An 11,493-nucleotide genomic window follows, 5' to 3' on the forward strand; every position below is an offset into this window, starting at 1 on the left:
AGAAAAAGACAAACTACTCCGTTTGTCTTTTTTCGTGTCCTATAATACAATTATAGTAGCAAACTAACGTTCGTTATGTAAGTGAAAGGTGGGGTTACATGTCACTTCGATTTGTGATTGGTAGAGCGGGAAGTGGAAAAAGTACACTTTGTTTACACGAAGTGCAAGAAGAGTTAAAGCAGCGTCCAAGAGGGGAAACAATATTATATCTTGTGCCAGAACAGATGACATTCCAAACGCAGCAGGCGTTAATTGGTAGTGAGGATGTTAGAGGTTCTATTCGGGCACAAGTTTTTAGTTTTTCACGATTAGCGTGGAAAGTATTGCAAGAAGTTGGCGGAGCGAGTCGTCTTCACATTGATGAAGCGGGCGTACATATGTTACTTCGTAAAATTGTAGAGTCTCGTAAAGATGGATTATCGGTATTCCAAAAAGCAGCGGAGCAAAATGGTTTCTTTGAACATCTTGGCAGTATGATTGCGGAGTTTAAACGATATAACGTGACGCCATCAAACGTATATGAAATGTGGCAACAATTAGATGCACATAGTAGCAGTGCTGAACAAAAGCTATTAGCGAATAAAGTGTATGATTTACAGTTATTATATGATGATTTTGAACGTGCTTTAATCGGAAAGTACTTAGATTCAGAAGACTATCTGCAATTGCTAGTGGAAAAGCTTCCGCAGTCTGAATATGTAAAGGGAGCTGAAATTTATATAGATGGCTTCCATTCGTTTTCACCGCAAGAACTAGAAATTGTAAGACAGCTTATGATTTGCGGTGCGAGAGTGACAATTACATTAACGATAGATGAAAAAACGTTAGCGCAGCCAGTAAATGAACTAGATTTATTTTATGAAACGACGTTAACGTATGAAAAAATAAAACAAGTAGCGCGTGAAGAGAAAATAGAAATTGAAAAAACGATTCCGCTTATGGAACAACCGCGTTTTCATTCTCCAGCATTAGCGCATTTAGAAGCTCATTATGAAGCGCGTCCGAATGAGAAATTTAACGGGGAAGCAAGTGTAACGATTCATACAGCCGCGAATTTACGAGCTGAAGTAGAAGGCGTTGCTCGTGAAATTCGTAGACTTGTGGCAGATGAAGACTATCGTTACCGAGATATTGCAGTTCTTCTTCGTAACGGAGAAAGTTATTACGATGTAATGCGGACTCTATTTACAGACTATAATATCCCGCACTTTATCGATGAAAAACGCCCGATGTCACACCATCCGTTAGTAGAATGCATTCGTTCTGCACTTGAGATTATTAGCGGGAATTGGCGTTATGATGCAGTATTTCGCTGCGTGAAAACAGAGCTTTTATATCCATTAGACGTAAGAAAAGAAACGATGCGCGAAGAAATGGATGAGTTTGAAAACTACTGTTTAGCATACGGTGTACAAGGGAAAAGATGGACTTCTGAAGATCCGTGGATGTATCGCCGCTATCGTTCTCTTGACGATACGAACGGGATGATGACAGACAGTGAACGTGAAATGGAAGAGAAAATAAATCGATTGCGTGACGTTGTAAGAACGCCTGTTATTCGTATGCAAAAAAGACTGAAGCGTGCGGGAACGGTTATGCAAATGTGCGAAGCTGTTTACTTATTTTTAGAAGAGCTTGACGTTCCGAAAAAATTAGAAGCATTACGTATTCGTGCAGAAGAGAGCGGAGATTTCTTATTTGCGACAGATCATGAACAAGTATGGGAAGAAGTAATGAGTCTTCTTGATACGTTTGTTGAGATGCTTGGCGAAGAAAAAATGTCACTTTCTATGTTCACAGACGTTATGTCGACAGGTCTTGAGGCGCTCCAATTCGCAAACATTCCGCCGTCATTAGACCAAGTGTTAATTGCGAATATTGATCGTTCTAGATTATCAAATGTGAAAGCAACATTCGTCATTGGAGTGAATGAAGGTGTGATTCCAGCAGCACCGATGGATGAAGGTATGCTTTCTGATGAAGAAAGAGATGTTCTTAGCGCTGCAGGTATTGAACTCGCACCAACGACGAGACAGACTTTATTAGAAGAACAGTTTGTTATGTACCAAATGGTAACGAGAGCAACTGAGAAATTATACATTTCATGCCCGCTTGCAGATGAGGAAGGAAAGACGTTACTTGCTTCTAGCTTTATTAAGAAAATAAAAAGAATGTTCCCTGATGTGAAAGATACATTTATTACGAACGACGTAAATGATTTATCACGTTCGGAACAAATTTCATATGTAGCAACACCAGAAGTAACGTTGTCATATGTTATGCAGCAACTTCAAACGTGGAAGCGATATGGATTTGAAGGCAACTTAGACTTTTGGTGGGATGTATATAATTTCTACGTTACTTCAGATGAATGGAAGCAAAAAAGTAGCCGCGTATTATCAAGCTTATTCTACCGAAATCGTGCGCAAAAGCTAAGTACAGCTGTAAGTAGAGATTTATACGGAGACAAAATAAAAGGAAGCGTTTCTCGTATGGAATTATTTAATCGTTGTGCGTACGCTCATTTCGCGCAACACGGTTTATCGTTAAGAGAGCGTGATATTTTTAAACTTGATGCGCCAGATATCGGAGAGCTTTTCCATGCAGCGCTGAAGAGAATTGCAGACAGGCTATTACGTGAAAATCGTACTTGGGCAGATTTATCAATAAAAGAGTGTGAGCATCTTTCTGCTGTAGTAATAGAAGAAATTGCACCGTTATTACAAAGACAAATTTTATTAAGTTCAAACCGTCATTTCTATTTAAAACAAAAACTACAACAAATCATTTTCCGTACGTCAATCATTCTTCGTGAGCACGCGAAATCGAGTGGTTTCGTACCAGTTGATTTAGAAGTACCATTCGGTATGGGCGGTACAGGATCGCTTCCGCCAATGGAATTCTCGTTACCTAATGGTGTAAAGATGGAAGTAGTTGGCCGTATTGACCGTGTTGATAAGGCAGAAGATGAAAATGGAACATTCCTACGTATTATTGACTATAAATCAAGCTCAAAAGCGTTAGACTTAACGGAAGTGTATTACGGATTGGCACTTCAAATGTTAACGTATTTAGATGTTGTTACTTCAAATGCACATACGTGGATGAAAAAAGGCGGTACAGCATCACCAGCGGGTGTATTGTATTTCCACATTCATAACCCAATTGTTGAGGTGAAAGGTGACGCATCTGAAGCAGAAATTGAAAAGGAAATTTTAAAGAAATTCAAAATGAAAGGTCTCGTATTAGGAGATGCTGACGTTGTTCGTTTAATGGATAATAAACTTTCGACAGGAAGCTCTGATATTATTTCTGCTGGTCTGAAAAAAGACGGTAGCTTTAGTGCGCGTTCAAGTATTGCAAGTGAACAAGAGTTTAACGTCCTGCAAAAATATGTACACCATACGTTTGAAAATATCGGAAAAGACATTACAGAAGGTGTGATCGATATTGCCCCTTACAAAAAAGGAAATAAAGCGGCGTGTACGTTCTGTAACTTCAAATCGGTTTGTCAGTTCGATGAATCACTTGAAGATAACCAATTCCGTACGCTAAAAGATATGAAAGATAGCGAAGCGATGGAGAAAATTAGAGAGGAGGTTGGCGGAGAATGATAGAAAATTGGCCTAAAAAACCAGAAGGTAGTCAGTGGACAGATGACCAGTGGAAAGCCGTTGTAGCGAACGGGCGTGATATTTTAGTTGCGGCTGCAGCAGGATCAGGGAAAACAGCAGTATTAGTTGAACGTATTATTAAAAAGATTATTAATGAAGAGAATCCAGTCGATGTCGACCGCCTGCTCGTTGTAACATTTACGAATGCAGCGGCGCAAGAGATGAAAAACAGAATTGGGGAAGCATTAGAAAAAGTATTAATTGATGAGCCTGGCTCTCAGCACATCCGAAAGCAGCTGAGCTTATTAAATAAAGCTTCCATTTCAACGATCCATTCATTTTGTTTACAAGTTATTAGAGGATACTATTACATGCTTGATGTTGATCCTCGTTTCCGCATTGCGAATCAAACCGAAAATGAATTGTTAAAAGAAGAAGTGTTAGATGACATATTAGAAGAAGAGTATGGAATAGAAGATAATACGATATTCTTTGAACTCGTTGATCGTTATACGAGTGACCGTAGTGACGATGATTTACAACGTATGATTTTAGCGCTTCATACAGAATCAAGAGCGCATCCAAATCCGGAAAAATGGCTCGATAAATTAGTAGAAGCATATGACGTAGAAGGAAAGACAATTGAAGATTTAGTGTATGCTTCTTATTTATTAGAAGATGTAAGATTCCAGCTTGAAACAGCGGAGCAGCATATTCGTAAAGCGACGGAACTCGCAATGCTTCCTGACGGTCCAGCGCCTCGCGTTGAAACGCTGCAAGCAGATTTAGCCTTACTTGGAACGTTATCATCAGCTGCTCGTGAATCGTGGACAAGCGTGTATGAAGCGATGCAAAACGTATCGTGGCAAACGTTAAAGCGCATTAAGAAAAGCGATTATAACGAGGATGTTGTGAAACAAGTAGACTCTCTTCGTAATAAAGCGAAAGATGAAGTGAAGAAATTACAAGAAGAGCTATTTAGTCGCAAACCTGAAAGTTTCTTACGAGATTTTCAAGATATGCATCCTGTATTAGAAAAGCTCGTTCAACTTGTAAAAGTATTTACAGAGCGTTTCCAAGCGATGAAGCGAGATAAAGGCATGGTCGATTTCACAGATTTAGAGCATTTCTGTTTACAAATTTTAAGTGAGCAAAGTGAAGATGGTGAAATGAAGCCGTCAGCTGTAGCACTTCAATATCGTAATAAATTTGCTGAAGTATTAGTCGATGAATATCAAGATACGAACTTCGTACAAGAATCAATTATTAAATTCGTAACGAAAGATTCTGAGAGTGAAGGAAACTTATTCATGGTTGGTGACGTGAAGCAGTCGATTTATCGTTTCCGACTAGCAGAACCAGGATTATTCTTAGGAAAGTATAAACGTTTCACACAAGAAGGATTAGGCGGCGGAATGAAAATTGACTTAGCGAAAAACTTCCGTAGTCGTCATGAAGTGTTAGCAGGTACGAACTTTATCTTCAAACAAATTATGGGCGAAGAAGTTGGGGAAATCGATTACGATGCTGACGCTGAATTAAAGCTAGGTGCTACCTATCCAGAAGGTGAAGATGTAGCGGCTGAACTACTATGCATTCAGCAAACGGAAGAAGAGGTAATAGACGGAGAAGAAGGGGCAGAAGTCGAAAAAGCACAGCTTGAAGCACGTCTTATGGCGCAGCGCATTAAAGCGATGGTTGATTCAGGTTATGAAGTGTATGATCGTAAAACGGATAGTATGCGCCCTGTACAATACCGTGACTTCGTTATTTTGCTTCGCTCCATGCCGTGGGCACCGCAAATTATGGAAGAGTTAAAATTGCAAGGAATTCCAGTATACGCTGACCTTGCCACTGGTTACTTTGAAGCGACAGAAGTAAATATTATGATGAACGTATTCCGCGTGATTGATAATCCGATGCAAGATATTCCGCTTGCAGCAGTACTTCGTTCTCCAATCGTTGGATTAAATGATGAAGAACTTGCAACGCTTCGTGCTCACGGGAAGAAAGGCTCGTTTTATGAAGTGATGAGCTCATTCTTAAAAGGAGCACCGCTTGAAGAAGAAAAAGAACTACATGATAAATTAGAGTGGTTCTATAACTTACTACAAGGATGGCGTGAATTTGCGCGCCAACAGTCACTTTCTGATTTAATTTGGAAAGTGTACGGTGAGACAGGTTATTACGACTTTGTCGGTGGTTTACCAGCTGGAAAGCAAAGACAAGCAAACTTGCGCGTACTATATGACCGCGCAAGACAATATGAAGCAACGTCGTTTAGAGGATTATTCCGCTTCTTACGCTTTATTGAGCGTATTTTAGAACGCGGTGACGATATGGGTACGGCGAGAGCTTTAGGTGAACAAGAAGATGTCGTTCGCATTATGACAATTCATAAAAGTAAAGGACTTGAGTTCCCAGTCGTATTTGTCGCTGGACTTGGTCGTCGTTTTAATACGCAAGATTTAATGAAACGTTTCTTACTGCATAAAGACTTCGGTTTCGGTTCACAATTTATCGATCCTCGTAAACGAATTAAATATACGACATTATCGCAACTTGCGATTAAGCGTAAAATGAAAATGGAATTAATTGCGGAAGAAATGCGCGTATTATACGTAGCGTTAACACGTGCGAAAGAGAAGTTAATTTTAATTGGAACAGTTAAGGATGCAAATAAAGAAATGGAAAAATGGCTTGATGCGAGGGAGCATAGTGAATGGTTATTACCAGACCATATACGTGCCGGAGCATCTTGTTATTTAGACTGGATTGCACCTTCCTTATATAGACATCGTGATAGTGAAATGCTTCTTGAATTAGGACAAGGAAGTATTCCAGGTGAAATTTATGACTACGACACGAGCTGGAAAGTAGAAGTTGTTGACGGTAACACGTTACTCGCGCCAGAACCGGTTCAAGAAGAGAAACAAGAATTGTTAGAAGCACTTCGTGAGAAAAAGGCCGTTCCCCTGCAAAGTGAACGGAAAGAAGAGGTGTACGATAGATTAATGTGGAAGTACGGATATGAGGAAGCGACATCTCATCGTGCGAAGCAATCTGTTACAGAAATAAAGAGAAATTATCAATCTGAAGAAGGTAGCGATAATGCCTTTATTAAAAAATTACGTGCACCAATTCAAACACGTCCTCGTTTTATGGAGAAAAAGGGATTAACATATGCAGAGCGCGGAACAGCAGTACATGCCGTTATGCAGCATGTTGATTTGAAGAAGCCGATTACAGAAGAAGTGATTCGGGAGCAAATTGCTGGAATGGTAAATAAAGAATTATTAACATTCGAGCAGGCGGAAGAAATTGCGATTGAAAAAGTAATTTCATTCTTTGATAGTGACCTAGGTAAAAGGGTATTAGCGGCGAAAAGTGTTGAGCGTGAAGTACCATTTACGATGATGCTTGCAGCAGAAGAAGCATATCAAGATTGGCAAGGGGAGAGCGGGGAATCCATTCTTGTCCAAGGGGTTATTGACTGCATGATCGAAGAGGAAGACGGTATTACGTTAATCGACTTTAAAACGGATACGATTGCAGGAAAATTCCCAGGTGGATTTGATCAAGCGAAACCAATTTTAGAAGAGCGATATAAAGTACAACTTTCGTTATATGCAAAAGCGCTCGAGAAAAGCTTACAACACCCTGTGAAAGAGAAATGTTTATACTTCTTTGATGGCAACCATGTTGTAAAAATTGAAGAATAGAGGGACTTGAAAATGAAAACGGAAAAAACGTTAAGAACGTGTGAAAAAGGACATGAATATTATAAAAGTAGCGATTGTCCAACTTGCCCAGCTTGTGAGAAAGAAAAGAAACCTAAAACAGGGTTTCTTTCACTTCTTTCATCACCAGCACGAAACGCGCTAGAGCATCATGGAATTCAAACGATAGAAGAACTCTCAAAGTATAGTGAAAAAGAAATTTTAAAACTGCATGGTATGGGACCTACGTCTATGCCAAAGCTTAGAAAGGCTTTGGAGGAGAGCGGGTTATCATTTAAATAAAAAAAAAGTAGGAGATATTCTCCTACTTTTTTTTACGCTGTTCCAATCTGATCTTGATCGGCCACATCAGAATCAAACGTATTTGTTGCACTAACACCGTTAAACGTATTCACGACAAATCCAACATTGGAAGCTCCGGATCCGTTATACGCTTTCGTATTCTCTTTCGGAGACACATTATAAAAATCCCCTAAATTGAAAGAACCATTACTGTTTTGCACGACGAGATTTCCAACAACAGAAGGCATACCATCCACCTACTTTACTAAACTTTGTAATTACTATATGAATTATTGTGCGGAAGGTTCATCTGTAATATATTGGCGAATTTGCATAATACGAGAGTTATTAAAAACATAATCAACATTTCCAATTTGAAATCCACCAGAGTTTAAAAGTGTGCGTAATTCAACGTTATTCACTTCAATAAAAGGACACTCATTTATAATGTTTAATTTTACATCTGTCGTTCGTTTCGGGATTGTAATGTATTCATCTGTAAAGATTTCAAATGCATCTAAGCGACCTTCGTCTTTTATATAACAAGGGAATTCCCGGTGAACGGCAAGAGCTCTACTTTTTAATTCCATTTGATTTGCATCCCCAACTTGAAATACGGCAGCAATCCCTAACGAAACAATAGAAACATTTTGGACAATAGACACGTGATGTAACATAATTTCTCAGTCTCCTTAACCTGGAGTAGGAGGGACATCTGTTACTAATGGCACAAATGGACCCTCTGTAACAGTTTCAAACGGCGTATCAAGAATAGAAGATAGAATGAGGAAATTTGCATCCCCAATTAAAAAGAGTGCGGACGACGATACACCGTTCATTTTAATCTGTCCGACTTTGAACTCGCGGTTTACAACGTTAAGGTTCATACATACTTACTCCTTTCGGAAATTGCCCGGTATGTGTTGAATAAAAGAGAGGAAGGCTTTGTCGATATCATGTTTCATAGCTTGAATAATGATATCTCGTAAATAATCTGGATCTGTTGAAATCCCTTCATGTGATTGTGCTTGTGATAAATAATAAGGAAGTCTATGCTCCATCTGTTTCTTTATGTCGTCAACCATCATTTGTCGATACATTTCATCGAGCGGCGTTCTCTCTTCTTGTTCAAAATGGAGAATTCGATTATATGCTTCTTCATCTAAGTAACGATGCATTTCCTGAAGGATACCTTGGTAAAAGTCTGGGTTTGTATCTGTTTCAGGATTGACCTTCAAAGTTTCCGTGTCAACTTGAAAATCCTCAATTTGTTGTCCTTTTGTTGAAAATGGATTTAATCCAATATTTAAAGTGCCATTTAAATTTTCTACTTTTAATTGATCGAATTTATATTCCACTTTTCCTATAGAAGAGGAGGGGCGACTTTTTAATTCATTAAGCTCTTCTTGTAATTGACGAACTTGATCTTCTAAGTTAAGAATGGTCGCTTGTTGTGCTTGAAGAGCTTGTTGAAGTTGGTGTAAGTAAGTATATATATCTTGATTCATTTGTGAAACCTCCTTTTCAATAGGGAGGGTAAATATATTCCTACTATATATTTATGACAAGGATGTCTTAAGAAGAACTAGTTGATGGTTTGATAGAAATAATTTGTCCTTTTGCCTGTAATGGGCGAAGGGGTTCTGTAAATCCGCCAGTATTTGAGAATTTAGATAGGGCTTTAATACTTCCGGCAGTACCAATTTGGAATACAGAAGAGGTTGTAATGCTATCAATTTTAATACTGTTAATGATGATGCTTTGGTTTACATAAAAATTCAATACAATCGCCCCCTTTAAGTTGAACCAATTATCGCTTGATCAACGACATCTGAATCATTAACAGTCGTTGCGCTTTGATAATTGTAGACAGAAACGTTATCTCCAACGTTAAAAGAGCCGGCCCCCGCAAAAGCACGTGAATAACTAATAGGCCTAATCGCAAATACATCTCCAATATGAAAAATACCACTTGATCCAATATTGACGATACGAATATGTCCGACCATAGCTGGCATACAAAACACCTTTCGTTTTTAAAATTTTCTTTTCTATTATTGTATGGGCGTTTTCAATAAAATGTGTGTTTTTTTGAAATAAAAGAAACACACACGTTATTGCGTGTGCGTATCGAGTGTTTGGTTAGGGTGAACATCCGTATGTACATGCCAAATTACATTTAAGAGCCTGTCCAGTTCTTGGCTACAATCCACTGTTTTTTGAGAAGTCATTCCGTAGCGTTCAGCAAAATAAATCATTTTTTCACGTTTTTTTTCAATCGCTTGCTCAAACATTGAAATCGGCTCCATCTCTAAATGAAATTTTTTGTATATATGTAGTACATATTATACAAAAACTTCATAAAAAAGAAATGCATTCGCTAAAAAAAGTAAAATTTCTACATTTTATGCCAAATGATAAAGAAGTAACGAATAGGGTATGAGAAGAATATTGTAAAAATTAGCGTGTATGAGAAGGTTTTTTTCTTACGGATGCGAATACAATTAAAAGGTATGAGTTTTAGGATGGAGAGTGGAAATATTGCGTTTGGTAACGGCGAAAAAAGAAGAAAAGGTATTTGTAGGTATTGTGGATGAAGAGGAAGAAAAGGTATTGCACTTAAGAGAAGCGCAAAGGCAAAAGGGAGAAAAGGTTACAATCCCCATTACAATGTTAGAGTGTATTGAAAGAGGAACCGAATGTTTTGAAAAAATATGTGATATTGTAAATTGGGCGAAGGAAAATGAAGGGGCGGCGTATTATCCGTTAACTGAGGTGAAAATATTAGCACCGATTCCAAGGCCGAGAAAGAATATTTTGTGCGTTGGAAAAAACTATCGTGAACATGCGATAGAAATGGGCGGAGTAGAGTCAATTCCAGAAAATATAATGATCTTTACGAAAGCGCCAACGACAGTTATTGGAATGGATGAAAAAATTAATAGTCATCCCCACGCAACGAATGAATTAGACTATGAAGGAGAACTAGCTATTGTCATTGGTAAGCGAGGGAAACAAATAAAAAAAGAAAAAGCGCTTGAGCATGTTTTTGGTTATACCATTATAAATGATATAACTGCTCGTGACATTCAAAGGAAGCATAAACAATTTTTCCTTGGAAAAAGTTTCGATACATTTTGTCCGATGGGACCGTATTTAATTCATAAATCGATGATTAGTGCGCCAAATGCGTTACACATTGAAACGATAGTAAATGGGGAAGTAAGGCAAACTTCAAATACAAATAAAATGATTTTTTCAATAGAAGAAATCATTTCAACGATAAGTAAAGGAATGACGTTAGAACCAGGAGATATTATCGCAACAGGAACGCCAGCTGGTGTTGGCAAAGGTTTCACGCCACCGAAGTTTTTGCATGCGGGTGATGAAGTGGTCGTTACAGTAGAAGGAATTGGTACTTTGCGAAATGTAGTGAAGTGAAGAAAAGAGCTATCTTATGAAAAGATAGCTCTTTTCTATGGTCTTGGGTGATAGAGGTAATCGATAACGGAAAAAGTGTAAAGACCAATGACTGCAAGTGTACAAATGCCAAATAGTATAACCGTAAGTACGCTTTTTTCTCGTCCAAAACCAATAATAGTAAGAATAACAGTAGTCCAAAATGATGCTTTCAGTAGTGTGAATGTAGTGGGAGTTGAGTAGTGACTAAGCAATGTTACAGAAAGTAGGAAGCCAAAGAATGTAACGAAAAGAAAAGATGTAGCTAAATAGTTAATATGTTTGCCATATCTTAATAACATATCGCACCTCCTTTGTGATTTTAAAATACAGAAAATTACAATTTAATTTTAGTATAAATCAATATAAAAAGAAAGAGGTTGTCCTAACGTGTAGAA

The 11,493-nt window shown here is 38.2% G+C and carries 12 protein-coding genes; 4 read left to right on the plus strand and 8 right to left on the minus strand.

What is annotated here, in order from left to right:
- Window positions 1-98: 98 nt before the first annotated feature.
- Genes addB through ACTFSI_RS05930 form a run of 3 tightly spaced genes read left to right on the plus strand, consistent with a single transcriptional unit; the run spans window position 99 to window position 7,636 of the window.
- A complete protein-coding gene (gene addB / locus ACTFSI_RS05920) occupies window positions 99-3,614 on the plus strand; it encodes a helicase-exonuclease AddAB subunit AddB (RefSeq protein WP_197225619.1) in 3,516 nt (1,171 codons plus the stop codon).
- A complete protein-coding gene (gene addA, locus ACTFSI_RS05925) occupies window positions 3,611-7,336 on the plus strand; it encodes a helicase-exonuclease AddAB subunit AddA (protein WP_197225620.1) in 3,726 nt (1,241 codons plus the stop codon). The genes addB and addA overlap by 4 nt, the downstream gene beginning before the upstream one ends.
- 12 nt (window positions 7,337-7,348) lie before the next feature.
- Window positions 7,349-7,636, plus strand: coding sequence for an RNA polymerase alpha subunit C-terminal domain-containing protein (locus ACTFSI_RS05930; protein WP_000845836.1), 288 nt, complete (start codon window positions 7,349-7,351; stop codon window positions 7,634-7,636).
- A gap of 32 nt (window positions 7,637-7,668) precedes the next feature.
- On the opposite strand, the gene gerPF is transcribed toward ACTFSI_RS05930, so the two are convergent.
- The 7 genes from gerPF to ACTFSI_RS05965 all read right to left on the minus strand — a co-directional run bounded on the left by gerPF (window position 7,669) and on the right by ACTFSI_RS05965 (window position 9,930).
- Complete coding sequence (gene gerPF / locus ACTFSI_RS05935) at window positions 7,669-7,884, minus strand: spore germination protein GerPF (RefSeq protein WP_001141566.1); 216 nt, start codon at window positions 7,882-7,884, stop codon at window positions 7,669-7,671.
- Window positions 7,885-7,926: 42 nt separating this feature from the next.
- Window positions 7,927-8,313, minus strand: coding sequence for a spore germination protein GerPE (locus ACTFSI_RS05940; RefSeq protein WP_000902334.1), 387 nt, complete (start codon window positions 8,311-8,313; stop codon window positions 7,927-7,929).
- 15 nt (window positions 8,314-8,328) lie between these two features.
- On the minus strand, window positions 8,329-8,523 hold the full coding sequence (gerPD, locus tag ACTFSI_RS05945) for a spore germination protein GerPD (protein WP_001052802.1): 195 nt from the start codon (window positions 8,521-8,523) through the stop codon (window positions 8,329-8,331).
- A gap of 6 nt (window positions 8,524-8,529) precedes the next feature.
- Window positions 8,530-9,144, minus strand: a complete 615-nt coding sequence (gene gerPC, locus ACTFSI_RS05950) for a spore germination protein GerPC (RefSeq protein ID WP_001070747.1) — start codon at window positions 9,142-9,144, stop codon at window positions 8,530-8,532.
- A gap of 67 nt (window positions 9,145-9,211) precedes the next feature.
- The gene (gene gerPB, locus ACTFSI_RS05955) at window positions 9,212-9,418 is read right to left on the minus strand and encodes a spore germination protein GerPB (protein WP_001012508.1); all 207 of its coding nucleotides are present in this window, start codon (window positions 9,416-9,418) and stop codon (window positions 9,212-9,214) included.
- A 14-nt stretch (window positions 9,419-9,432) separates the two neighbouring features.
- The gene (gene gerPA, locus ACTFSI_RS05960; RefSeq protein WP_001111188.1) at window positions 9,433-9,654 is read right to left on the minus strand and encodes a spore germination protein GerPA; all 222 of its coding nucleotides are present in this window, start codon (window positions 9,652-9,654) and stop codon (window positions 9,433-9,435) included.
- A 96-nt stretch (window positions 9,655-9,750) separates the two neighbouring features.
- Window positions 9,751-9,930, minus strand: coding sequence for an aspartyl-phosphate phosphatase Spo0E family protein (locus tag ACTFSI_RS05965; protein WP_000462851.1), 180 nt, complete (start codon window positions 9,928-9,930; stop codon window positions 9,751-9,753).
- 247 nt (window positions 9,931-10,177) lie between these two features.
- Here ACTFSI_RS05965 and ACTFSI_RS05970 point away from each other — a divergent pair, with 247 nt between their 5' ends.
- On the plus strand, window positions 10,178-11,077 hold the full coding sequence (locus tag ACTFSI_RS05970) for a fumarylacetoacetate hydrolase family protein (RefSeq protein WP_044792701.1): 900 nt from the start codon (window positions 10,178-10,180) through the stop codon (window positions 11,075-11,077).
- A 35-nt stretch (window positions 11,078-11,112) separates the two neighbouring features.
- Here ACTFSI_RS05970 and ACTFSI_RS05975 read toward each other — a convergent pair whose 3' ends face one another.
- The gene (locus tag ACTFSI_RS05975; protein ID WP_197225621.1) at window positions 11,113-11,397 is read right to left on the minus strand and encodes a hypothetical protein; all 285 of its coding nucleotides are present in this window, start codon (window positions 11,395-11,397) and stop codon (window positions 11,113-11,115) included.
- Window positions 11,398-11,493 lie beyond the last annotated feature (96 nt).

Origin of the sequence: Bacillus cereus group sp. MYBK101-2 (assembly GCF_051918845.1) — a bacterium.
GTDB classification, from domain to species: domain Bacteria; phylum Bacillota; class Bacilli; order Bacillales; family Bacillaceae_G; genus Bacillus_A; species Bacillus_A paranthracis.